The 21658-nt window shown below is 58.2% G+C and carries 27 protein-coding genes and 1 tRNA gene; 7 read left to right on the forward strand and 21 right to left on the reverse strand.

Annotation, left to right across the window (positions count from 1 at the left end; all coding sequences use genetic code 11):
* Positions 1-344 (reverse strand): S8 family serine peptidase (locus BM062_RS25730; RefSeq protein WP_254785223.1); only part of this gene is annotated, 344 nt, incomplete at its 3' end.
* 662 nt (positions 345-1006) lie between these two features.
* Between BM062_RS25730 and BM062_RS23060 the strand changes: the two genes are divergently transcribed.
* The 4 genes from BM062_RS23060 to BM062_RS23075 all read left to right on the forward strand — a co-directional run bounded on the left by BM062_RS23060 (position 1007) and on the right by BM062_RS23075 (position 3377).
* A complete protein-coding gene (locus BM062_RS23060) occupies positions 1007-1357 on the forward strand; it encodes a DUF805 domain-containing protein (RefSeq protein ID WP_092401510.1) in 351 nt (116 codons plus the stop codon).
* 96 nt (positions 1358-1453) lie between these two features.
* Positions 1454-1987 carry a cysteine hydrolase family protein gene (locus BM062_RS23065; protein WP_092401513.1) on the forward strand — a complete coding sequence of 178 codons (534 nt, stop codon included), beginning with the start codon at positions 1454-1456 and terminating at the stop codon, positions 1985-1987.
* Between the two features lie 151 nt (positions 1988-2138).
* Positions 2139-2225: transfer RNA gene (locus tag BM062_RS23070), tRNA-Leu, on the forward strand.
* Between the two features lie 144 nt (positions 2226-2369).
* A complete protein-coding gene (locus BM062_RS23075) occupies positions 2370-3377 on the forward strand; it encodes a tyrosine-type recombinase/integrase (protein WP_092401516.1) in 1008 nt (335 codons plus the stop codon).
* Positions 3378-3580: 203 nt separating this feature from the next.
* Here BM062_RS23075 and BM062_RS25405 read toward each other — a convergent pair whose 3' ends face one another.
* The 7 genes from BM062_RS25405 to BM062_RS23110 form a co-directional block, all read right to left on the reverse strand.
* Complete coding sequence (locus tag BM062_RS25405) at positions 3581-3826, reverse strand: hypothetical protein (RefSeq protein WP_139220174.1); 246 nt, start codon at positions 3824-3826, stop codon at positions 3581-3583.
* 200 nt (positions 3827-4026) lie between these two features.
* Positions 4027-6699, reverse strand: coding sequence for a toprim domain-containing protein (locus BM062_RS23090; RefSeq protein ID WP_092401522.1), 2673 nt, complete (start codon positions 6697-6699; stop codon positions 4027-4029).
* Between the two features lie 4 nt (positions 6700-6703).
* Positions 6704-6997, reverse strand: a complete 294-nt coding sequence (locus BM062_RS23095; RefSeq protein WP_092401525.1) for a hypothetical protein — start codon at positions 6995-6997, stop codon at positions 6704-6706.
* Positions 6997-7176, reverse strand: a complete 180-nt coding sequence (locus tag BM062_RS25410; RefSeq protein WP_139220175.1) for a hypothetical protein — start codon at positions 7174-7176, stop codon at positions 6997-6999. Before BM062_RS25410 ends, BM062_RS23095 begins: the two co-directional genes overlap by 1 nt.
* A 3-nt stretch (positions 7177-7179) precedes the next feature.
* A complete protein-coding gene (locus BM062_RS23100; RefSeq protein ID WP_092401528.1) occupies positions 7180-7374 on the reverse strand; it encodes a hypothetical protein in 195 nt (64 codons plus the stop codon).
* Positions 7375-7506: 132 nt separating this feature from the next.
* Positions 7507-7767 carry an Ogr/Delta-like zinc finger protein gene (locus tag BM062_RS23105; protein WP_092401531.1) on the reverse strand — a complete coding sequence of 87 codons (261 nt, stop codon included), beginning with the start codon at positions 7765-7767 and terminating at the stop codon, positions 7507-7509.
* Positions 7768-7844: 77 nt separating this feature from the next.
* Positions 7845-8126, reverse strand: coding sequence for a DNA-binding protein (locus BM062_RS23110; RefSeq protein ID WP_092401616.1), 282 nt, complete (start codon positions 8124-8126; stop codon positions 7845-7847).
* Positions 8127-8451: 325 nt separating this feature from the next.
* Here BM062_RS23110 and BM062_RS23115 point away from each other — a divergent pair, with 325 nt between their 5' ends.
* Positions 8452-8910 carry a helix-turn-helix domain-containing protein gene (locus BM062_RS23115; RefSeq protein ID WP_175501134.1) on the forward strand — a complete coding sequence of 153 codons (459 nt, stop codon included), beginning with the start codon at positions 8452-8454 and terminating at the stop codon, positions 8908-8910.
* A gap of 143 nt (positions 8911-9053) precedes the next feature.
* Here BM062_RS23115 and BM062_RS23120 read toward each other — a convergent pair whose 3' ends face one another.
* The 13 genes from BM062_RS23120 to BM062_RS23180 form a co-directional block, all read right to left on the reverse strand.
* Positions 9054-10280: a phage late control D family protein gene (locus BM062_RS23120; protein ID WP_092401534.1), complete on the reverse strand. Its 1227-nt coding sequence runs from the start codon at positions 10278-10280 to the stop codon at positions 9054-9056.
* Positions 10280-10774: a phage tail protein gene (locus BM062_RS23125; RefSeq protein WP_092401536.1), complete on the reverse strand. Its 495-nt coding sequence runs from the start codon at positions 10772-10774 to the stop codon at positions 10280-10282. Before BM062_RS23125 ends, BM062_RS23120 begins: the two co-directional genes overlap by 1 nt.
* A gap of 15 nt (positions 10775-10789) precedes the next feature.
* The gene (locus BM062_RS23130) at positions 10790-13510 is read right to left on the reverse strand and encodes a phage tail tape measure protein (RefSeq protein WP_092401539.1); all 2721 of its coding nucleotides are present in this window, start codon (positions 13508-13510) and stop codon (positions 10790-10792) included.
* A 10-nt stretch (positions 13511-13520) separates the two neighbouring features.
* The gene (locus BM062_RS23135) at positions 13521-13637 is read right to left on the reverse strand and encodes a GpE family phage tail protein (RefSeq protein ID WP_092401542.1); all 117 of its coding nucleotides are present in this window, start codon (positions 13635-13637) and stop codon (positions 13521-13523) included.
* An 8-nt stretch (positions 13638-13645) separates the two neighbouring features.
* On the reverse strand, positions 13646-13981 hold the full coding sequence (locus tag BM062_RS23140; protein WP_092401619.1) for a phage tail assembly protein: 336 nt from the start codon (positions 13979-13981) through the stop codon (positions 13646-13648).
* Between the two features lie 79 nt (positions 13982-14060).
* A complete protein-coding gene (locus tag BM062_RS23145; RefSeq protein WP_092401545.1) occupies positions 14061-14570 on the reverse strand; it encodes a phage major tail tube protein in 510 nt (169 codons plus the stop codon).
* Positions 14571-14602: 32 nt separating this feature from the next.
* The gene (locus tag BM062_RS23150; RefSeq protein ID WP_092401548.1) at positions 14603-15778 is read right to left on the reverse strand and encodes a phage tail sheath protein; all 1176 of its coding nucleotides are present in this window, start codon (positions 15776-15778) and stop codon (positions 14603-14605) included.
* Positions 15768-16373: a tail fiber assembly protein gene (locus BM062_RS23155; protein WP_175501135.1), complete on the reverse strand. Its 606-nt coding sequence runs from the start codon at positions 16371-16373 to the stop codon at positions 15768-15770. Before BM062_RS23155 ends, BM062_RS23150 begins: the two co-directional genes overlap by 11 nt.
* On the reverse strand, positions 16373-17920 hold the full coding sequence (locus BM062_RS23160; RefSeq protein ID WP_092401554.1) for a hypothetical protein: 1548 nt from the start codon (positions 17918-17920) through the stop codon (positions 16373-16375). The genes BM062_RS23155 and BM062_RS23160 overlap by 1 nt, the downstream gene beginning before the upstream one ends.
* Positions 17921-17925: 5 nt before the next feature.
* Positions 17926-18483, reverse strand: a complete 558-nt coding sequence (locus BM062_RS23165) for a phage tail protein I (protein WP_092401557.1) — start codon at positions 18481-18483, stop codon at positions 17926-17928.
* Positions 18476-19357: a baseplate assembly protein gene (locus BM062_RS23170; protein WP_092401560.1), complete on the reverse strand. Its 882-nt coding sequence runs from the start codon at positions 19355-19357 to the stop codon at positions 18476-18478. Before BM062_RS23170 ends, BM062_RS23165 begins: the two co-directional genes overlap by 8 nt.
* Entirely contained in the window at positions 19354-19698 is a 345-nt protein-coding gene (locus BM062_RS23175) for a GPW/gp25 family protein (protein ID WP_217647641.1), read from the reverse strand. Before BM062_RS23175 ends, BM062_RS23170 begins: the two co-directional genes overlap by 4 nt.
* A complete protein-coding gene (locus tag BM062_RS23180) occupies positions 19695-20357 on the reverse strand; it encodes a phage baseplate assembly protein V (RefSeq protein WP_092401622.1) in 663 nt (220 codons plus the stop codon). The genes BM062_RS23175 and BM062_RS23180 overlap by 4 nt, the downstream gene beginning before the upstream one ends.
* A 253-nt stretch (positions 20358-20610) precedes the next feature.
* On the opposite strand from BM062_RS23180, the gene BM062_RS23185 reads away from it, so the two are divergent.
* Both BM062_RS23185 and BM062_RS23190 read left to right on the forward strand, forming a co-directional pair.
* The gene (locus BM062_RS23185) at positions 20611-20799 is read left to right on the forward strand and encodes a Com family DNA-binding transcriptional regulator (RefSeq protein WP_092401566.1); all 189 of its coding nucleotides are present in this window, start codon (positions 20611-20613) and stop codon (positions 20797-20799) included.
* Positions 20768-21610 carry a DNA cytosine methyltransferase gene (locus BM062_RS23190; RefSeq protein ID WP_092401569.1) on the forward strand — a complete coding sequence of 281 codons (843 nt, stop codon included), beginning with the start codon at positions 20768-20770 and terminating at the stop codon, positions 21608-21610. The genes BM062_RS23185 and BM062_RS23190 overlap by 32 nt, the downstream gene beginning before the upstream one ends.
* Positions 21611-21658 lie beyond the last annotated feature (48 nt).

Consider the following 21658-nt stretch of genomic DNA (forward strand, 5'->3'; position numbering starts at 1 on the left):
ATGCCGTTGGACTGGTTGAAGATGCGCACGCCCTTGGCGAACAGGTCCTGGTAGATCTGGCTGCTGAGCAGCAGGCTGTTGCCGGTGGTGCCGGCGGCGGCGGCCTGCACGAATACGCCGGGGGCGATCCCCAGGGTGCTGCCGGCCAAGGCCTGCGCCACTTCGGCGCCGTGCATGTTGCCGTTGGCGCCGCCGCTGCTGTAGACGGTCTTGCTGATGCGGCCGGCCAATTGGGGATCGCTGACATCGAAATCGGTATCGACCACGCCGACCGCGACGCCGGCGCCGGTCATGCCTTGTGCGTGGGCGGCCTTGGCGTTGCTGGGGTCGAGTACATTCAGCATCGCAGGTGCTGGCGTTATTCCATTGCCGCTATTGTCGACAGGAGGCGGCAGGGTTGAAACCGGGGGCGCGGCGGGAGCCGGCGGGGTGCTTGGAACCGGAGGAGTAACGGGATTCGGATTACCGCTGCCGCCCCCACCACCTCCACAACCTGAAACAACTGCCAACGTTGCAATAAAAATAACCGGCAAGGATCCCCGACCAGACAACGCTTTGCCCATGACGCCTCCCCCATATGTGCTTCAACTTCAACCCGATCAGCGATCGGCATATCGGCCTACTGCATTCACATACTCAGTTGCGTATCCTCAGCTTCAATCTATTTTTATTTCTGCACGGCAATTTATTATGCGCTTGTCCGGTGCAACATCAATTCATTTTTATTTATTTAAAGAAACTGTTTCTTTATAGATACATTTTTATTGTGGCAATGAAATACTGTGGAAGCCACACTGGAACTATAAGAACGGAGGGAGTTTTGTCCGCCGGCACAGGCTAGCTGCTGTTTCGGCGCCAGGATTAAAGTAGATTTCCGCTACACCAACATTTTGCCGTGAATGTTACGGCTTTTGTTATTATTACTCCCTGGTAATTTTACTTAAACCCATGGGCATAAACACCGCCGAAGGCGGGTACCCGTGCATACAAACTACAGGGGATAGAAATGACGTTCACGGAATCGATCAAAGTCTGTTTTGCCAAATACGCCGATTTCAACGGCAGGGCTGCGCGCTCCGAATATTGGTGGTTCGCGCTTTTTATCGTCCTGGCCTCGTTCGCAACCGATGCAGTCAGCCACAAACTCAGCCTGCTCTTTTCCGTCGCCACGCTGCTGCCATCGATTGCAGCTGCAGCACGGCGCCTGCATGATACGAATCGCAGCGGCTGGTGGCAGCTGATCGCGATCATTCCTGTCATCGGCTGGATCATCATTATCTATTTCCTGGCCCAGGAACCAAAGGAACCCAACAATTTCGGCGCGACTGCAGTCGTCCCGAATCTCCCGGAAACCTGAAACCGATGCCGGCAACTACCTCGCCCGGCTGTCGAGGTAGTGCGTCAACCGCGGGAATTCCTTATGGGTTCCCGGTTCAAGCTCCCACAGGAAACCATGAAATCCGCTCTCCTCGTCATCGATGTCCAGCAAGCCCTGTTTGATGCAACGCCCCGCCCGTTCGAAGCCGATGCGGTCGTGGAACGCATCAACACATTGACCGCCAGGGCCCGCGCCGCCGAAATTCCCGTAATCTTCATCCAGCACGAAGCCAGCGATCTCGAATACAGCTCCGCAGGCTGGCAACTCCAGCCCGGACTGCAGGTAAAGGACAGTGATACAAAAGTGCGCAAGACTACGCCTGACTCCTTTCTCCGCACCGAACTCGAAGCATTGCTTGCTTCATGGCATACCGAACATCTCGTGATCTGCGGCTACGCTTCGCAATTCTGCATCGACACCACCACCCGCCGCGCCGCCGCCCTGGGTTATCCCGTGACGCTGGTGTCAGATGCCCACACCACCCACGACCAGCCGCATGCGACCGGACAGCAGATTCGCGCACATGAAAACGCGACGCTGCCCAACCTCGACAGCTTCGGGCCTGAAATCAAGGCGGTGGCCACTTCCGAATTACGTTTCGCAAGCTGACCGATCCAGGTTCTGCCTGTGCTTGCAGGCCGATAAGCAAGCATGGGAGGATGGCCTTGGCCCTCAGAACCTGTTAGAATGCGGCCCTGTCCGTATCGCAGGCAATTGCCGGCGATACATGTTTTGCGCGTTTCCTCGGAACGGCAGAATTGCCCGAGTGGTGAAATCGGTAGACACAAGAGACTTAAAATCTCTCGCCGGAAACGGTGTGCCGGTTCGATTCCGGCCTCGGGCACCATTACAATTTAAGTAAATATATTTTCACGCTATATTTTCTTACAAATCAATGAGTTAAATCAAATGTGCAAGTAGTCCATATCGCTCAAAACGATATTAAATTACACTCTCACTACACATTTTTTACACCTCAATTTACACCTCCATGGCAAGTATCCAGAAGATCGGCGCTAGTTGGCGCGTTCAGATCGCTATTCGCGGCATCCGCGAGAATAAGTCTTTCCCGACAAAACGTGAGGCCGATGCATGGGCCGCGCGCCGAGAAACCGAGATTCGGACTATCAACAATACACCCCTCGGAACACGTCACACGCTTCTGGACGCGCTACGCAAATACGCTGACGAAGTTTCACCAACCAAGCGCGGCGAACGATGGGAAATGCTTCGGCTGAACGCCTTTGAACAGCATGCGTTACCTCTGAAAAAACCGATCAACAAGATCGTGCCGGAAGACTTGGCTGCCTGGCGTGACAGTCGCGCTAAGGTCGTACAGCCAGGCACCATCCTGCGGGAAATCAGCCTGTTATCGGCCGTGTTGGAATCAGCTCGGCGCGAGTGGCGCTGGATCGATCAGAACCCACTGCGGGATGTACGCAAACCTAAAGAGCCGAAGCACCGCAAGACACTCATCAGCCGACCTCAACTCAAGCGCATGCTGCGCCAGATGGGATATGTCAAAAACAAAGTACGCACGATCACTCAGGCCGTGGCGTGTTGTCTCCTGCTGGCGCTGCGCTCAGGGATGCGCGCTGGTGAATTGTGCGAGTTGACTTGGGATCGGGTGCACGACGGCTATTGTAAGTTGGTGAAAACGAAAAATGACACTGAACGCGATGTGCCACTGACGCCCAAGGCGCGGGCATTAATCGAACAGATGCGGGGATTTGATACAGAACTCGTCTTCGGGTTAAAGGCGCAGACGCTCGACGCCCTATTCCGGCGCGCGCGCGAACGCGCTGGGTTATCAGGATTTACCTTCCATGACTCACGCCATACTGCTGCCACGTGGATCGCCGGCCGGATGCAATCAAATGGCATCGCGGCACAGCAAGCGGTGTTTGATTTATGCAAGATGTTTGGTTGGACCAAGATCGATCAAGCACTCGTTTACTACAATGCGAGTGCTGCCGATATCGCCAAAAGAATCACCTGACCGACAGAGCGCGATCAATCTCAGAAATTGGAATTAGCCCAAGAGAGTTTAATGCAAGCCGACCATCACGCACCATTTTTCCGATGGTTTGAGGTGACAGGCTTAGCATGTCTGCAGCTTGTACTTGATTGACGTGCGCCGGTCTGGGATGTAACTCAGCGTATAACTGCGCGCCTCTTCTGGCGCACTCAATCAGCAATTCTTCACTTATCACATTTTCTCCGTTGTGCTTGATGATCAATTTTGTTAGATGCCAGTTCAATATCCGCAATCGCAGCTGACATTAGAATGCCTGGCAGAATATCGTCCACCTCGATAATGGCAAAAGGCTGGGCATTGCAGATATTCCGCTGGATCCCGATCACGTTGCCAACTTGCGGCCCTTGATCATTTTCAAATGTGACACGATCACCGACCACAACTGTTTTTCTTTCCACTGCCTCAATCACGCGACACCCCACAATAGACGCCGACGATAAGTACCAGGACGGAGAGAGCGCCCACAATCCAGCTATCTAACGTGCCGCATCGCACCGAAAATTTCGACAGCAACGACTTTGCGCATACCGATATGCCATAGGCAGAAAAAATCATCATCGTGTACAAGCAGGTTAAAAACAGAACTTTCATATCAGAAATTTTCCTTTGGTTAGTTAGTTGGTTTATCGTTTTGGAATACCCAGCACATCATTGATTTGCTACCCAGGACGTTGTCTCGGGCGCGGATCTGGCTGTTGACCACGCGCACATCGAGAAACTTTCGCCGGCGGCTGGTCCGCAATACCTTCTTGAGGTCGCCGATCACAGGGATCTGCTGGCGGCGCTCGGCGGCGATCTGCACAAAGTGGTTCAGGTTGACCGCGATCAACTGCGGGTCGCGGGAATGGTTCAAACGGTGCATGTCGTTGCTGTCCAGGTAGTCGAAGGCTTCCCAGAATTCCTGCACCAAGGTGTGGTCGTCGTTAATCACCTGCTGGCGCTCGCCCGCCATGGTGATGATCTGTTCGCGCATAGCCTTCTGCTGCTCAGGTGTCAGCTTGATGACCAGGCCCAGAGCGTCCGTCAGCGCCAGCATCTGCGCGTGAGTCTCGACCAGCCGCGGCATTTTGATTTCCGGCCGCATGCGTAGCTCCTTCAAATAGACCGCCGTGCGCTCAGCCACGGTTTCCATGATCTTCTTCTCACGCTTGGCCGCGGCCAGGATAAAACCCGACACTTTCTCGGCCGGCATGAACTTCAGGGCGTCGGCCGCCTCACCGGATTCTGGCGTTTGCGTGGTCAGGTCGAAATACAGGTGGACGATCCGCGACAAGATCGCCTCGGAGGCATTGACCGGGTTATTCTGCGAAATGACGATGGCGCCACGGAACGGCGGCTCGTAAGTCTCGTTACCGCCCGTATTCATGCCCCGTGCGCGGGTTGAGCGGCCGTTGTAGGCGGTTTTCAGCTCATCCCAGTCAAAAGACTTCACATGGCTCTTGTCGCCGTCCATGCGCTCCCGGTCGGACTCGATCAGCACCACCGGCAAGCCGGATACCTGGGAGAAATTACGGGCACGGGCGGCCAGGCTGGATTTGCTCGGATCGAAGCCCTCATAACCGGCGCGGCCAAACAACTTCCACAGAAACTCGATCAGCGTAGACTTGCCGGCGCCGGCTTTGCCGACCACCTCCAGGAACGGATATGAGCTTTGCGCGGCGCGGATCTGCTCGGCAAACAAGGAGCCGAACCAGAATGTCAGCGCCACCATGCCCTTGGCGCCGAAGGCTTTCCACAGCAGGTTGACCCATTCAGTCGTATAGCCGTCCGGATCACGGTTGATCTGGAGCGATACCGACCGATTCAGGGATTTGACGGCTATGCGCCCCAGGTCGTAAAAATCTTCCTTATTGACGTCATACAGCGAGCCGTCCTTGATAGCGACGTTGTCCAGGACATAGCAGCCGTATTCCTTGCTGTAGCCGATATAGTCGATGGTTTCTACCCGCTTGATATGGAACAGATCGCGTTCCATGATGCGGTCCAGCATCGCGCTGCTGCCACTGAACATCGCACCAGGAGCGATGCCGAGCAGGCGCTTCTTGAATTCCGCCGAGCTGGAGATTTGCGAGCTGGTGAAGGTGTTCTTGATCGAGGCGCCGTCATGCGGGAAATCGACCCGGAAGTAATACCAGGCTTCGTCCGTCATGTCGTTTTTCTGGTAGTACAGCGCCACCGGGTTGCAATTGGCAATCGGGCGTATCGTGTGCGCCGCATACAGCGCTTTCTCGCGCTTGCCGGCCTCGGACAGGATGCTGGTTGACCCTTCGCTGTCGAGCTGCTCCATTTCCTTGTTATAGGCCATCAGATCGAGCGTGAACCAGTACAGGCGGTTACGAAACTCGAAATCGAATTCGGTCTTGCCCTCCTTGCCGTACATCAGCAACGCCTTGTCGCTGGCGCTGTCGGCGACAAGGATGGCGCCGTGGTAGCGGTAGTTCTCGATATCGGCGTCTGTCAGCTTGTCGCGCTGGTGCAGGTCGTTCCAGTCCAGTTTCAGCTTGCCGTTCTGCGGGATCTGCGCGGCGGAGCACTCCCAGCCGGCCGCCTTGGCGCGCTCGATATGCTTGGTCGTATAACTGCGGCCGGCGCTATCGCCGTCCAGCGCCCACACCAGGCGACAATCCTGGTTACCTCGGGCGTCGCGCAGATCCTGCAGCGACTGCAGAGGGTAATTATTGCAGCTCATGATCGATACGGCCGCAATGCCGTGGTGCTCCAGGGCGATGGCGTCAAAAATGCCTTCCACGATCCAAATCTCCTCGACCGCCTGCAGGCTGTGCGCCGGATGCGACCAGAATCTGCCGTGGTAGGCCGATCCGAAGCTGAACCGGGCCTTCTTCTTGCCGAAGCGCTGCGGCTTGTCGATCAGACGCTCCCAATAGCCGTCAGCGACCGCAAAACGCACCGTCGCGCTGCCGATGTTCAGATCCTTGTCGAAATAGCTTTCCTGCTTGTATAGGCCCTGCACACGAGATAAGGTAAAGCCGCGGCCGTGCTGCATGTAGGCGTCGACCGCCGCTTGCGGGTTGGTCGCTTCGGGCGTCTGGTAACGCTTGCTCCAGTCGTCGAACAGGTCGGGATACAGCTCCTTCACATGACCCTCGTAGCCGCAATTGTTTAGGCGGCCGCAACGCACGACCCACGGGTTGTCGGCGTTGGCATACAGTTCCTTCTTTTGGCACTGCGGACAGGTGCCGGCGCGCAGATAGCCCTTTTTTTCGTGCTTGAAGTTGAATTCGGACAGACGGCTCAGAATGTCGGCGTGTAAAGATGGATTCATCGTGTTATTCGTAATCCGCCGCGGCGCGGCGTTTGAGGTCTATCGGTTGCTGCTTGTTGTCGGAGGTGGCGGCAAAGGTGCATAAATATTGCCGCTGAAATTCTTGCGTGGTCATGCTGGACCGCACCTCGTTGACCGGATCCCGCCACAAATGCGCCGGGATCCGGTCACGCCAGCAGTGCGCGATGACGGACAACGTAGACAGCATCAGCGGCGAGACTTCGTGCAGCGGGATGGTGATGCGCAAGGCGCTGTGGACGCGCTGCAATTGTTCAAAGCTGACATTGGGCGCCGTCATCACCACGCCCCCGCCATGCCGCCCAAAGAATGCAGGCGAGCTGCGATAACCGGCTCAAGAGCGATAGACGCCCGAACAAGTCCCATATTCCAGCAAATGACGTATTCACGAATCATTGAATGAAATCCCAGTGCAAAAATTTCGTGATTGGTGAGTGCTAAATCAATACGCATAGTCATGGCTCAGTCCTTTACCCAGGAGAGCGCCACGGCCAGCGATGGCGCGAACATGACGAAGCCACACAGCAGGCCCGAACGGAATGCCTCACCGGCATTCTTGAGCGCGATACGACGCCGCAGCTTTTGCATGCGGGTCATGCGCTGACATGACAAACGGGGGAACGGATGAACCATCTGTTTAGCGACATAGGGTTGCATGGGTTTTTCCTTATTTCAGAATGAGCGAATCCGGCATGCCTGCAAACAGGCATGACAAAAGACAACGAGGGAGAAACTACTAGGCCGTGGTTACGGCGGGGCTAGGATGCGATGGCGTTTCATTGGCGGGCCTCAGGCTGGTGTCAGATTCAAGGTCAGCTGATTGATCGCGGACCAGTTAATGTGCTGCGAAAGCGGCACTTTGATCTCGGGCTTGACGATAGAAGAAACGGACAGCGTCCGGGCAATCTCCAGCCTGGCGACAAAGGAATAGCCGCAATACGGGTTTTGGCATTGATAGGTAATCTCTTTCATCAGCGACGACAGCACACGGCTTTTAACGGCGCGTGGCGAGGTGGAACAAAAGGGACAGCACATTCCAATATTTCTCATTTCGACAATCTCTTTACCTGACACTTCAATCGGCCCCTGACGCCGGCTTACAACAACTACAAACTACCGTGATGCGATTAGACGCGGCGAGAACACTCGCCCTGGCCCTGCCGGGCGCATTCGCAATGCATGCCGACCTCGCCTAAAGTGGAGACAGCGTCGAGATACTTGCAGGTGACCATGACGAAACCGACAGCGGCGACCAGCAGGTCGATCTTGTCGATGACAATGCCCTGCCCGCCATTGAGGAAGCGGCTGACTTGGGAATCGTCCCAGCCAACCTTGTGCTGCACGTCCTGACGACCTGGGCCGGTCAGCGCACTACGCAAGGCTTGTTCAATTTGCATTGGACGCTTCATCATTGCCCCGCAATCAAAACTGTGCGTGGATGGTAGTCAACGTCGATAAGATCAAACTCTAACGGCCGCTTCAAATATTCGGCGAGTCCGATCAGGTACATATTACGGATGAAGGTAGAGCGGGAGCATTGACGATGGGAAGCATGCTGATTGGCGAAAATGACTTCGAATTGTCGCAATTGCACGACGACGCGCTCCGTATCAAGACGACGAGGCGCACGACTAGACGGGTACTTTCTTGTTGTCATAATGTATGATTATTGAATCGTTAGCGGTAACGAGAATATAGTACAAATAAATACACTTGTAAATAAAAAGACGAAATATGAATACTTTAGGTTTGCGATTGAAGCAGGAGCGAAAACGTCTTGGCATGACGCAGCCCGACTTTGCTTTGGTCGGTGGCGTAGAAAAGGGAACACAAATAAATTATGAACAGGACAAGCGTTTTCCGGACGCGAAGTATCTGCTCGCAATTGCTGCCATCGGTGCGGACACACACTACGTTTTGCATGGGGAACCGGCGCAAGATAGCTTGACGACAGACGAGGCAGAGTTGCTTTTCAACTATAGAGCTTTGGATGTGCGCGGTAAGATGGCGATACTCAGTATGTCCGACAGCCTCAAATTAGGTCCATCCACCGGGCGCGAAGCGCCAGCGCAAGCCGCTCCTACAGCCTCCGGAAAAAATACTCAGATAATTCACGACGCCGGCAGCAATAATAATATTTCCACAGGAAAAACAATTATTAAAACTGAGCGTAAAAAAAAGAGCACTCTATAAAATCAGGCAGCGTATATCTCGCCTGACCGTCACATTCAGCGTTGCTATCGATAAGCCGGAGCATGATAAAAAGAAGTCGTGCGGCAGGAAAAATGCTAACAAAACGACAAGAGGCGAAATCATACAGATTGCTCCTCAGAAAGTCATGTCCCCTCGCTGTTTTCCGCGATTATCTGGCGCCGTTCCTGGATTTTTTCCCACTCAAGTTTTGCTGCACGCACCGCCGTTTGTTTGCTCGCATAAATATGCGCTAGTGATTTGGGATTACTGCGAGATCCTGCAAGCTGTTCCCCTTGTTTCTTAGCGACCTTGTCACGCCATTTTGTGATGACACCGGTCACGCCCGGGTCCAGGTCGACCTCATCCTCGCGTTCGACTTCCGCTTCCTCGGTGCGCGTCTCCAGCTCGATGCTGCTGGTAAAGCCGGCGTCACTGATGCTGTGCCTGACCTTTGCGGTCAGCCAGTCCTGGTGATCAATCTCCGTTTTGAATCCCACGACGGCCACAGGCGATTGCGGCATCAACGCCGGGTCGCCAATTGCCAGCGACAATTCCAGGGTTGCAGCGCCGCGCTGGATACGCTGCCATTCTGCGACCGCCGCCGTGCGGGCGTCAGCCTCATTGGCATAGGTCGTGCGCAATCTCTTGCTGTTGCCAGGCAGGCCGGCCACGACACTGCGGCGCTGGCCGTGTCGGTCGTCATGCCAGAACACGCGCACGCCGCTGTAGCTGTCGCGCTCGGCGCTGTGGTAGCGGTGTCTATCTCCCAGGTTGCGCGTAATGCGGATCACCGGCAAGTCGCGGCCCGATGCCGTCTTGCTGCGGCCCGCCGGCATGAATAACAAGGTGTCATTTTTCACGGTCGCGGCGGCATCGTATTTTTTACCTAACCGGCGCAGGAATGCCGCGTCACTCTCCCTGGTTTGGTCCAGGTGCGCGATCTTTACACCTCGCAGCGCCTCGGCAATACCGGCTTTCAGCTCCTGCTGAAACGCGATCACCTCGATCACCGTGCCTAGCGTGGTATCGTGGAAGCTGCGCTCCTGGGGCTGCCTAAAAGTGTCGATCAGGCTGGCCGTCCTGGCACGCAAGGTCAGCACGTCCGGCGCGCCGCTGTGCTCGATCTCATCGACCGTAAACACGCCCTTGTCGACCAGGCCGGATTCCTGCCAGCCGATCTGTACATTGATCCTGGCGCCCTTGCCCGGTATCGCCAACTGGCCATCGGTATCGGACAGGGTGATACTCAGTTCGTCGGCGCTGTCGCTACGACACTCGGTGAGATCGAGACTGACCAGGCGCGGTGCAAATTTTCCCGTAATGTCCTGGCCGTCCAGGGTGATCTTGAATGCGGGAATTGGATACTCCATCAGAACGTGCCCCGCACGTCGCTGGCGAAGTTGCTCACGCTGTTGCTGATACCCTCCAGGCTCAACATATTCTTGATGCTGCCTAGGTCGCCCAAGGTATTCAATAGGCCCAGCACCGATTCGTCGGTACGCTCCAGGGTGATCGTAAAATCGATCTTGCCGGCGTCACCATCCTGTCCCAGGACAGTGCGCCCCTCGGTCATGCCGGTAATGACGAACGAACCGTAAATGCGCCCTGTGCCAGCAATCAGGATCCAGGACTTGCCTGTATCGCCCATCAGGCGCAAGGCATCCAGGGAATAGACGCTGCCGGTCAGCTCCGGTGCGATCCAGCCGGACAGGGTGATCGTGTCGTCACCCTTCCCGGTGAACTGGCGGGCGTTGCGGGCGCCGACCCGGGACGTACTCGGGTGCTTCCAGTCGGTCTTACGCTGCAGCTCCTGGTACGCCAGGGTCGGCAGGCTAAACACAAACATGCCCAGGACCATCATCATGATCAGGTTTTCCTCTTAATTATCGTAGTCGGACAGGCTGGAGCGGATCCGCGCCGCCTTCTGTCTGTCGCGTTGTTCCAAAGCCTGCGCCACAGCGCGGGCAATGGCCTGCTCATCCATGCCTGGCGCAGCAGTAATGCTGATCGTGATCGTGTCGCCCTGGATCACCATGCCGGCGCCGGCAGCGCGTGGCGAAATCGGCGGCCGCGTGTCGAAGGCCAGCGCTGGCATGGCGGCTGCACCGATGGCAATGCCGGCGCCGAGCTGGGTCAAGCGCTTGGCGAGGCCGCCGACCTGGTCGAGCGGATCACCCTGGCTGCGCTGCAGGCCGACCGCCAGGCCCTGCATCGTGAAGTCGCCCAGCTCCGCAAATACCCGGCTAGGGCTATGGATGCCCAGCTTTTCCTTGAACCAGCCGACGACACTATCGCTGGCGCCGGCAATCGCGGTACGAACGATCCCCAGGGCGCCAGCGATCCCGTTCGCCAGACCCTGCATGATGTTCAGGCCGAAGTCGCTAAATTTACTAGGCAGATCGATGCCGAACCAGCGCAGCACGCCGGCAAACGCCTGGTAGAACAAGCCAAGCGGCGACCAGTTTAGAATCAGCGCAGTGACACCGCCAATGCCGCCGGCGAAGGCCTGCTGCACATCGGCCCACAAACCGCCCGCAAACACCTTGATGCTGGCCCAGGCGCGATTAAACACATTGCCGACGGTATTCCACAGGTCCGTAAAAAAGCCTTTAATGGGCTCCCAATACTGGTAGATCAGGTAAGCAGCCAGCGCAATGCCGGTAATCACCAGGCCGATTGGATTCATCAGGAAAGCCCGACCGACAAACAGCAAGGCGCGACCCAGCCATAGGAAAGCTGACGCGATGCCGCGCAGGATCGGCGTCAGCACACCGCCGGCAATCCCCATCTTGGCGAACAACACGTGCAACATGGCATAAGGACCGATCAGGGCAGCCAGGCCCAGCATCAACGGACCCAGCACCACCAGGATGGCCGCCAGGCTGCCAAAGCCCACAATCATGACCTTGCTCAATAGGGGGTTGCGTTCCATGAACCCGTTCAGGCCATCCAGGGCGGCCGTCACGGACTCGATGGCGCGGGAATACAGCGGCAGGATCTTCTCGCCCATGGTCAGTTTTAAATCGGCCAACTTCGCCAAGGTTTCCATCTCCTTGCCGGCAGCCTGTTCTCGGGCCAGCGGTTCGAGCTGGTCCACATCGTAGGCGCCTTCGTTCAATTTCCGGTTCTTGTGGATCTGGGCGCGCTGCAAGTACATGTTCGCCATCAGGTCGCCGGCCTTGCGGTTCGTGTACAGGCTGCCGATGGTATCGAGCACCTGCGATTTCTTGGTAATGCCGTGTTTTGCTAGCTGCGGCAACAGTACCTGTTCCATCCACTCGAACTGGCTTTTCTTGAAGAGGTCTGCGCCCAAGAGCGCGCCGGGGTCCAGCTGGGCGCTCTGCCCGACCTTGTCGTGTTTTACTTTGGTGTGATCGCCAATCAGACCCAGCTTGTCCAGGTTGATCGCGGCCCGCTTGCTGGTGCGGCCCTGGTACAGATTGTTATAGCTCGACATCAGACCATTACCGACGCCAAAGCCGCCCAGCTCCTGCACCAGCGGTTCCAGCTCATAGTAAAAAGACTTTTCGTCCATGCCCTTGGCGGCAATGCCGCCGGTTTTAATGAGGTTCAGCCACTCGGTCGGACCGACCCGCCCGCCGGTCGCAGAAATGACCTTCTGCACCATATTGGCCTGCTCGTTGAACTTCGCGGCGCTGGCGGTGCCGCCGCGCACCTCGATCACTTTCAACATGTCCATGAACTTGCGTTCATTCTCGCCACCTGCTTCCTCGCCATAAAACGCCTTATTGGCAAACTTCATCTTCGCCAGCATGGGCGCGACCATCTGCGCGTGCGGCAGATCGCCGAACACGGACATGCTGTCGCGTACCAGCTCCAGGTTCTCGGCATGACTGGTGCCGTAGGTCTTCATACCGCGGGCATAACGCTCGGCATCAAAGCTGACCTTGGGACCCAGACCCAGTGCGGTAATGCGCGCCTTCTCGGTCTGATAATGTTTTGCATCTTTCAGCCCGCTGACCAGGGGCGCTCCGACCGCACTGCCGGCAACCGTGGCACCGACACCGGCGGCGGCGACATTGCCGGCAGTGGACCGCAGCTTGTCGGCATGCTGACGGGCCGCGCCGACCTTCTGCTGATGACCGGCAATCGCGGATAAGCGCTTCTGCTGCTCGGCCAGCTGGGCATTGGTGGCGGCGATGTCGCCGCGCAGGCTGCGCTCATGTCTGGATAATTTGTCGGTGCCGATGCCGGCGCCGGACAGGCGGTCCCGCAACACCTGCAATTGTTCACCCTGCTGCTGGCCGGCGCGTTTGAGCGCGCCGGCCGACTTCACGGCAGCGTTAAACTCACGGGTCATGGCCCGCGTCGGCTGGGCCGTCTGCCGCATCTTCTGCGCCAGGCCAGCGACATGCTGCTGCACCTCGCGCAACTTACTGGAGCTGCTGTCGAGGCCCGCATGCAGCTCGCGGAAGCGCCCCACATCCTTCTGCAGGGCGTTCAGCTCCTTCAGCCGGTTGCTATTGGCCTTGATGGCTTTGCCCAGGACGGACGACTCGCCGGTGATCTTCTTGAGCGGCGCGGTCAGTTTATCTAACGCCGCGAACACCACCTGTAACCGCAGTTGCTTGTCATTCATTGAATGCTTCCTAATCTTCCGCGCCGCTGCGCACCCTGGCACGTTCACGCCAGGCCATCAAGTCCGTCAAATCCAGTTCATCCATGGCCTGCGGCGGCCAGTGAAACACCGTCGCAATATCGGCCATGGGATCTTCTACGAATTCGGGTAGACCACCGGACGATCTGCTTTCTTCAGCAAAAAAACGGCCACCTCGGAACCCAGGGCCATCAGGTCCGCCAGATCCAGCTTTGCCACATCGTGCGGTGCCAAGGTCGGCAAGGTAATGCGCGGCAGGACGCGCTGCAGGGACAGCACATCCAGATTGCTCAGATCCACCAGCGAGACGCCGCGCAACTCGCCCGACGTGGGCTTGCGGATCTGCACGCTGGTGATCAGGGTGTCGCCACGGGTCAGCGGTTCTTCCAGGGTAATGGTCTTATAGACGCCGGAAGTGGCGCTGTCGGCGGTGATAGTTTCTGGGGTATTCATGGCAGCGTTTTTCATAAGAATTTGAAGTAAAGGTTTTACAAGTAAAAAAAGAGAAAGGGGTTAACGTTGCTGTCAGGGGTTACAGGCCGATAGCGCGCCGGATATCAGCGTTGCGGTCCTTGCCGTCGATCTTCTCGATGGCGTTAATAAAATCGAATTCAAAGATAGGCCGGTTATCGATGGTCAGCTTGTAATAGCTGCAGGCGGTCGTGTATTTCTGGCTGGTGTCTTCGGCAGACTTGGCGTTGCCCATGTCGATCTCCTTGTGCCGACCGCGCACGACGATCTCGACGGCCGACATGGCACCGTCGTCGTCATTCTCATAAGCGCCGGCAAAGCGCAATTGCGTCGCATTGTGGCTGCGGGCGCCATACTGCAGCAGAGCTTCCAGGATGAGGCCGCCGGCGGTCCATTCCAGGGTGATCGCTTCATTGCCCAGGTCAACCGATACCGGGCCGCTCATGCCGCCGGCGCGGTACTCTTCCATTTTGCGGGAAAGTTTCGGGAGGGTGATTTCCGTCACCTGGCCGCGATAGGAATTGCCGCTATCGAACAAAATAAAATCTTTGAGTTTTTTAGGCATGCCCATGGTGTGGTCTGCTTTCTTGATAGGTGAAATGGTTAAGAGGCGGCAACAGCGGCGGCGAAGTCGGCCAGGTAGCGGTCGGTGATCCGTTGCTGGAACATCAGGTTTTCCAAGGGCGGTACCGGCGTGTAGTCGTAATCGATTGCCAGCTTGCCGTCCTTCAGGTTTTCTTTGCTGTTGTATTCAGGATCGAACCAGGCGCTGCCGCCCAGCAGATAGCCGCCCCGGATCAGGTCGCGGAATTTGGCATTGATGCTCTCGATCAGGTCTTTCACTAAGGCCGGATGCATCGGCACGTCGACATAGGCCATATGAGCTTCGGCGATGGTATCGGCCACCACCTGGGCGGTGCGGGTGTAGTTCTCAAAGTAAAAGTAGCCCCCGGCTTCGCAGGTGCGCGAACCCCAGAACCGAAAGCCGTTGCTGTTGATCAGGGTCGTGACCTCCTTGCTGTTCAGGTAACCGGCGTCGGTGGCCGGATCCTGCAGATCCCAGAACACGTCACTGGAGATACCGGTCGGGCCGTTGACGACCATATTGGACAAGGTCTTGTGCCAACCGATCTCTTCGTCGATCTTGGCGCGCAGGCCTAAGGCATAAGCCACCGCCGACATGCTGGCATCGGCATTGGTGGCGGTATCCCAGTTCACGAAATCGGGCCAGATCACCATCAGCTCGCGCTGTCCGAAATCCTTGCGGTAAGCGGTCGCTTCTTCTTTGGTCAGGCAACCATGCGCCGATACATAAGCGAAGGCGCGCAGTTGCTGTCCGACGCTTGCCAACGCATTGGCGACCGGCTTGGTGTCCAGGCCAGGCGCGCCCAGGATCCGCGGCTTTATCCCGAGCCGGGCCTGAGCCGCCAGCAGCGCCTTGATGCCGGTATATTTGCCAGCGGCGGTCGTGGTGCCGATGACATTGGAGGTCGTCTCCGCTTCGTCCTTGCCTTCGGCGACGCGCACCACGATGGTCATGGGCTTGGTCTGCAAGGCGATGGCTTCCAGGACGCGGCGCAGCGTACCCTTGGTACCGGCCTTGCCTTGCGCTGCAATCACGTTCATCAGCAGAACCGGCGTGTCGAGTGGGAAGACCGTCGGGTCGGCATCCTCGGCGGTGGCGATCAGGCCGATGACGGCAGTGCTGACGGTACGGATCGGGCGGGTGCCCTCGTTCTTTTCGATGACGCGCACGCCATGGTGGTAATCAGTTGCCAATGTGGCCTCCTGTTGATTGGGTGAGTGATTCAAGAATTGCGGTGTCGGGCGCTACCGGCCAGATGAGGCCGTGCGGATAGCCGGCCTGGTCAGGGATACGGTTCAAGGCAACACGGTATTTTTTCCAGACCAACAGCAAGCCGATATCGGCGTCGCTGGCGTCGTCCACGTCGACGCGGTCCTGATACTTGGTGACGGCGCTGTTGGCGCGACGCAGTTCACGGGCCATGCGCTCCTGCACCGCGTCCACCAGCTCGGCGTCGGTTGGGAAATAATTCGGCACTTCCGTCCGGGCAGCGCAGTCCGCATGAATGGCGCGGCCATGCGTTTCCACATCGTCCGGGCACGCCATGAACGACAGATAGTCGTCACGACTGACGAATTTGACCGAACACGTAAAACCGGCAGGTATTCGCACGATGTCTCTGATGTCGGTATAGACGAACGGGTCGACCGGCTTGATTTCTTCCGCTGTGGACTGTTTTGCAAGCAGCAAGTGCGGAAACACCACGGGCGGCGCCGGCGGAATCGGCGCCGGATCGATGAGGGTTTCCAGCGCCTGGTCGCTTGTTTCGTTGAGTTTGATTTTTACCATTACGCTACCCTTTGCCATAACGCTGTTCGTGTCCCCATGCCGCCATCGCCACCCGATCCGAAGTCGTAAGCGAAGCCACGCAATTCCCATGCACCGCCCAGCTCGGGGCTCGTGTGATTCTTGTTCACGTGATATCCCCCGATGCCGCCATGTTGCAAACCTTGGCCGGTCAGCTGGTTGGCATAGACCGCACTCATGGCGGAGCCGACCGACAGCGCGGTGCGGTTATAGATGGAGAACTCGTTATGGCCGGCCTCGATCCCTAATAGGTAATACGGCAGATTGCCGGGCGGGTTCTCCGCGAACCGTAGCGGAAAGCCTTGCCAGGTATTGGCAACACCGGCAGTAGAGGCATAGTTGGCGCTGTTGGCGTAGTTGACACTAAAGTTAGACGGGTTGTAGACATTGACGTCATCGGGCGTATTGCCGCCATAAATCCATGTGGGTTGACCGCCGATGCCGTTCCAATTTAATTTGGTGCGCTGTTGTGCAAACACGACCGACCCCATGTCGCTCGCATCCACCGTAACTTTGACGCCGCTGCCATTGCTCCAGCCGATCTTGACGGTATTCGGTGTTTGTCCGATGCCTGTACCCTGCTGGACCGGGATATAGGCGAGCTTGTCCTGCTTAGTACCTGGATCAAAGGTCGCGGAATCCCAGAGCAGCTTCCAGTTGTGCCCCTCAAACGGTCTATTTGTCCCCAGGAAGCCGGTGCGCTGCCAGGTGCGGTGCGCTATCGTCGCTTCTGTATACACCTGGTGCACGAACTGGCCGCCGTTCACGGTCGTCAAGCTGCCGTACCCATCGGCGCCGGCCGGCAGCTTGGTGGCGGCGATGACGCCGCGATCATTGGCGACAGAAACATCGCGCACGCCTGTTTCCAGCAGAGTGTCGCAGTCTGTATCGCTGCTGGTCACAGCGGGGAGTTTGCGGAAATACAGGGCGTTGCCGCGTTCCGGCGTCAGGTATTGCTGGTGCGGATCCGACGCTGCCATATGCGCGGCGATGGCTTTAGCCATAGCTGGCGTCAATCCGGCCGGCGTGACGGCGCGGGTGGCATCCTTGCCGGCGGCGGTTTCGTCCAAGGTCGCCAACTCAACCACGCCCTGACGGTCGAAGGTGGCCGGCGGGTTCGTAAAATTGGCGTCACCGAAGGTTAGCGACGTGGCGGTGATCGTGGTGAACACAGTATCAGCCGCCAGCAACATCATCGACTGCGTGGATTTTTGCAAGATCGGATCCGGCTGGCTATAGAGGCCCAGCAAAACGCCGTTGCTGAGCCAATAGCCGATGCCGCGCACTGTATAGGTGTCGCTGCCATCGTCGCGGATGGTGACGTGCATCGTATCGGGTGCTACTACTTCGCCGGCAATGGTGGATAAACGCTTGAATTCGCCAGGCAGCGCGATCATGTCTTCATTGGCGTTAAAGACCGCCGCAGTGATGCCGATCTCGGCGATCTTGAGCGGCGCCGTGCCGTTGTGTTCGGCGTTGACCAGGGCGGCGCGGCCCGCCTTGGTCGTGATAATTTGGAGTCCAGGCATAGGTGTTAAATGGCTTCAGTCAGGTTCAAACGGGCATAGATCACGGGGCGCACGGCAGTTGCCACGGCAATCGCGGCTTGCGTATGTAGACCCTGGGTAAACGTAAAGTGGCTACGAACGGGTTTTGTGCGGTTGACCTCGGCGATCACATCATCGACAAACTCGGCGGTAGCGGACTGGCCGCCGGCGCCGGTCAGGGTCATGACCAGATCGAACGTGTGCGGCTCGCCCATGGGCGTCTTTTGCCACCACTCGCGCAGCAGGATGGCACCGCCGAACGCTGCCACCACATCCTTGACCGCCTTGGCGGTACCCTTCTGGCGGTGGATCTTCATGGCATTGCGCACGCGGGCGCGTCGCACCTCTTCGGTCCAGTACGGCTTCCAGCTCTCGACCGACAATTGCCAGGCCAGCCAAGGCAGCTGATCGAGCGGTATTTCGCCTGGTCGGTAGAGTGCGCGTAGCGGCACGGCTACGTCCGAGATACGGGACAAGGTCGCTTCCAGCGCCCGCTCCTGGGGCGTGGTGTTCGGCGGCAGTAGGGAGCGCACTGGCTTACTCATGCACGCCCCCGTAGGTAAGTGCGATATCGTCGCAGTAATGCGCCCGCAGCTTCGAAATATCCGGGTCATCGGTCGGCGTGATCAACGTCACGCGCTCTACGCCCGGCACATGCAATGCCGCCTCGACACCGGAATGGGTTGGCACCCGGCCCAGCTGGTGCGCATCCTTGGCGTACTGCCGCATGCGCTTGTCGGCTTCGGCCACGACCACCGTCGAATCCGGTCCCGAGAAGCTGTATAGGACGGCCTTCACCTGGTAGCGTTCGATCTGCGCCGCCCGCACCAGGACATAGTCGGTCAGGGGACGAATACCGTCTTGCGCCAGGTGGGCGGCGACAATGTCCAACAGTTCTTGCGAGGGCGTGCCGTCTCCCTCATGCGACAGAATGGTGACCACCACGTGACCGGGCGCCGGGCTGGTCGCCGTCGCATTGCGCACGCGGCCGTCGCTGCTTAAGGCATGGAAAACATAAGCGCCTTCCGGGCCGGCGACGGACAAGCCCTGCGGCGCCAACTGAATGCGCCGGCGGTAATCTTCGTTCTCTTCCATGACGGCGGCAATCCCTTTGTCTGGGTCCGCCGGCCAGATTTGCAGGCGCGGCACGTCCATCAGCGCGCCCAGGTGATCCAGATCAGCGTCGAGGGCATAGGCCAGCATGACGGCACGGGCAGCTTCATTGATGCGCTGACGTACCTTTAACTCGCGGTAGGCGGTGACCTGCAGCACCTTCATCGCTGGATCGGATTCCTGCAGGCCGACGAATTCGGCATCGCGTTCCTGCAGGTCGGCCAACTGCTCGGCCAGGATCGTCTCGAAGTCCAGCGGCTCGATGACATTGGGTGCCGGCAGGCGAGATAAATCAATGCCGCTCATGCCAATGCCCCCGACGAACTTCCGACCGGCACGGCCAGCTGGACCGCTTGCTCGCTGGTGACACCGTCCAGGAGCAGCGTGGCGGATCCATCCGTGCCGCGCTGAAGCTGCACGCCAGTGAGGGAAATGCGCGGCTCCCACAACAGTACGGCACGGGCGGTCGCAGCATAGATGCGCAGGACGGTGGCGCCGTGCAAGGGTTGGTCGATCAGTTCCGGCACTTCGGAGCCGTATTCGCGGCGCATGACGCGGCTGCCGATGGGCGTAGTGAGAATGTCGGCTAGGGACTGCTGGATGTGGGCCAGGCGGGACATGCTGCGGCCAGTACGGGCGTTCATCATTTCGGCGCCCCCGAATCGTCGTCACCCTTCTTCACGCCGCCGTGCGGGTGTTTTACCAGGCTGATCCCAGCAGCAATCATGTCCATCGTGGCTTGAATCACGCCTTGCACTATCGCCGCAGGACCGCCGCCCTCACCGGCCTGGACGTTCATGCCGGCATTCAGCGCGGACATGCCGTTGACGGTCAGATTCTGGTTGACCACCAGATTCTTTTGCACCAACAGATTGCCGGTGCATTCCGTGTCTTCCGCGTTGGAGGTGACTTTGCCAGGCGCGACGGTGACGCTCGTGCCGTCCGGCAGCGTCGCGCCCAGGGTATGCGCCTGGTAGTCGTACTGAACGACCGCGCCATCAGGGTAATGCGTGGTGTGAAGGGAGGGATTGTCGGACGGCGCCGGGAAGGCGTTGGAATAGATCGCCGGCACGATGACGCCCGCAGTGAGATCCCCACCAGGCGACAACAGCACCACCTGTTCACCGACCGACGGCGCCCACCAGCTGCGGGCGTCGCCTGCGCGCAATGCCGCCCAGCGCAACCAGGTCGTCGTCAGCTTTGGACTCAGGCGCACACGGGCGCGACCGCTAGCAACTTCGGCAATGGTGCCGAAGCGGATCATGTTGTGCAGTAAGCGGGTGAGTTCGAGCAGTTCGGCGTTCATGCTCTGCATGTTGCCGGGTTGCCGGTCGGTGCGCACCTGGCAGAGGGTTGATAAGCGGCTTATCAACCCCGTCGCGGTTTCGCAGGCCACGTGCGCGTGAGAAAGTACGGGTTAAGACGCGGCGACGCGGTCAGTGCTTCGAACACCGACCACGCCACCGTGCCTGCAGAATACGGCTGCAAGCAAGGCCCAGGGCCGCGCCACCTGTGCACAGGCGGCCCGAAGCTTAGCATTTTTACGCAGGTATACCTAGATGCAAGAAATCCGTTGTGGCAATTGTTCCAAAAAACTCGGCGAAGGTGAATACATCGCCCTAGCTATCAAATGTCCTCGTTGCAGCACATTAAATCATTTGAGGGCCACGCGCCCCGCACCAGTATGCCACCGAGCATCTGACCCAGTGGGCTCTCATGTATGTCAAACACAAACCAACCATCGGTAGCCTTTTCGCCGGTATCGGCGGCTTCGATATCGGATTCGAAAACGCAGGCTTTAGAAGCGCATGGCAAGTCGAAATCGATCCCGTCTGCCGGGCGGTCCTCAGGGACCGCTTTCCACAAGCCACGCAGCACAATGACGTCCGACTCTGCGGCGCGGCCAATCTCAGCCCGGTCGATGTCATCACCGGGGGATTCCCCTGTCAGGACGTTAGCGCCATGGGCAAACGCCGCGGCCTCGCCGGCAGCCGCACCGGCCTCTTCTTCGAAGTCATCCGCATCATCAACGAGCTTCGGCCCCAATGGCTGGTGCTTGAGAACGTCACGGGGCTCCTCAATAGCAACGATGGCGAAGACTTCCAGACAGTCATCGCTGCCCTTGCCGAATGCGGGTATCTGGGATGCTGGCGAGTGCTTAATGCTCAATATTTCGGAGTCCCCACGCGTCGCCGCAGGGTTTTCATGGTCGCAGGTCTTGGCAAGCACCCTCCCCTTGAGCTGCTGGCTGACACCGCTCCAGTGGGAACGTTTTCAGGCCCGCCGCGCCCGGCAGAATACCCCGTCGAAATCGCCGCATGGGCACATCCTACCCTTCTATCAGGGAGCTCAGCCGGACAGATCGATATCAGCGGTTCGGGCCTCATCGCTGCCGGCGACGGTTGGGATCAGATGGTTAATCGGCAGCGAACGGTTGACGATCATGGGCTTTGCAGGGGACTGGATGCGGCCAACTTTGCAGAAACTCATGCTGCCGGAAACGCCGTCGTGCCGCAAGTCGCGCAGTGGATCGCCGAACACCTGATCCGGACAATGTAACCATTTAGCTGAGGGCCACGCGCCCCCTACAGAGAGCGCCAGTGAGCG

Origin of the sequence: Collimonas sp. OK412 (assembly GCF_900112135.1) — a bacterium.
In the GTDB taxonomy this organism is placed as follows: Bacteria; Pseudomonadota; Gammaproteobacteria; order Burkholderiales; family Burkholderiaceae_D; genus Collimonas; species Collimonas rhizosphaerae.

Excerpts from the sequence above, each read along its gene's own strand:
- BM062_RS23190 (WP_092401569.1), top strand. The coding sequence starts at position 20,768 with ATGTATGTCAAACACAAACCAACCATCGGTAGCCTTTTCGCCGGTATC.
- BM062_RS23065 (WP_092401513.1), top strand. The coding sequence starts at position 1,454 with ATGAAATCCGCTCTCCTCGTCATCGATGTCCAGCAAGCCCTGTTTGAT.
- BM062_RS23180 (WP_092401622.1), bottom strand. The coding sequence starts at position 20,357 with ATGAACGCCGAACTGCTCGAACTCACCCGCTTACTGCACAACATGATC.
- BM062_RS23160 (WP_092401554.1), bottom strand. The coding sequence starts at position 17,920 with ATGCCTGGACTCCAAATTATCACGACCAAGGCGGGCCGCGCCGCCCTG.
- BM062_RS23155 (WP_175501135.1), bottom strand. The coding sequence starts at position 16,373 with ATGGTAAAAATCAAACTCAACGAAACAAGCGACCAGGCGCTGGAAACC.
- BM062_RS23105 (WP_092401531.1), bottom strand. The coding sequence starts at position 7,767 with ATGAGAAATATTGGAATGTGCTGTCCCTTTTGTTCCACCTCGCCACGC.
- BM062_RS23175 (WP_217647641.1), bottom strand. The coding sequence starts at position 19,698 with ATGATGAACGCCCGTACTGGCCGCAGCATGTCCCGCCTGGCCCACATC.
- BM062_RS23075 (WP_092401516.1), top strand. The coding sequence starts at position 2,370 with ATGGCAAGTATCCAGAAGATCGGCGCTAGTTGGCGCGTTCAGATCGCT.
- BM062_RS23135 (WP_092401542.1), bottom strand. The coding sequence starts at position 13,637 with ATGGCCGATATTGCGACGGTGTTTCACTGGCCGCCGCAGGCCATGGAT.
- BM062_RS23185 (WP_092401566.1), top strand. The coding sequence starts at position 20,611 with ATGCAAGAAATCCGTTGTGGCAATTGTTCCAAAAAACTCGGCGAAGGT.
- BM062_RS23170 (WP_092401560.1), bottom strand. The coding sequence starts at position 19,357 with ATGAGCGGCATTGATTTATCTCGCCTGCCGGCACCCAATGTCATCGAG.
- BM062_RS23115 (WP_175501134.1), top strand. The coding sequence starts at position 8,452 with ATGAATACTTTAGGTTTGCGATTGAAGCAGGAGCGAAAACGTCTTGGC.
- BM062_RS23165 (WP_092401557.1), bottom strand. The coding sequence starts at position 18,483 with ATGAGTAAGCCAGTGCGCTCCCTACTGCCGCCGAACACCACGCCCCAG.
- BM062_RS23110 (WP_092401616.1), bottom strand. The coding sequence starts at position 8,126 with ATGAAGCGTCCAATGCAAATTGAACAAGCCTTGCGTAGTGCGCTGACC.
- BM062_RS23090 (WP_092401522.1), bottom strand. The coding sequence starts at position 6,699 with ATGAATCCATCTTTACACGCCGACATTCTGAGCCGTCTGTCCGAATTC.
- BM062_RS23125 (WP_092401536.1), bottom strand. The coding sequence starts at position 10,774 with ATGATGATGGTCCTGGGCATGTTTGTGTTTAGCCTGCCGACCCTGGCG.
- BM062_RS23120 (WP_092401534.1), bottom strand. The coding sequence starts at position 10,280 with ATGGAGTATCCAATTCCCGCATTCAAGATCACCCTGGACGGCCAGGAC.
- BM062_RS23060 (WP_092401510.1), top strand. The coding sequence starts at position 1,007 with ATGACGTTCACGGAATCGATCAAAGTCTGTTTTGCCAAATACGCCGAT.
- BM062_RS23145 (WP_092401545.1), bottom strand. The coding sequence starts at position 14,570 with ATGGGCATGCCTAAAAAACTCAAAGATTTTATTTTGTTCGATAGCGGC.
- BM062_RS23140 (WP_092401619.1), bottom strand. The coding sequence starts at position 13,981 with ATGAATACCCCAGAAACTATCACCGCCGACAGCGCCACTTCCGGCGTC.
- BM062_RS25410 (WP_139220175.1), bottom strand. The coding sequence starts at position 7,176 with ATGACTATGCGTATTGATTTAGCACTCACCAATCACGAAATTTTTGCA.
- BM062_RS23095 (WP_092401525.1), bottom strand. The coding sequence starts at position 6,997 with ATGACGGCGCCCAATGTCAGCTTTGAACAATTGCAGCGCGTCCACAGC.
- BM062_RS23100 (WP_092401528.1), bottom strand. The coding sequence starts at position 7,374 with ATGCAACCCTATGTCGCTAAACAGATGGTTCATCCGTTCCCCCGTTTG.
- BM062_RS23130 (WP_092401539.1), bottom strand. The coding sequence starts at position 13,510 with ATGAATGACAAGCAACTGCGGTTACAGGTGGTGTTCGCGGCGTTAGAT.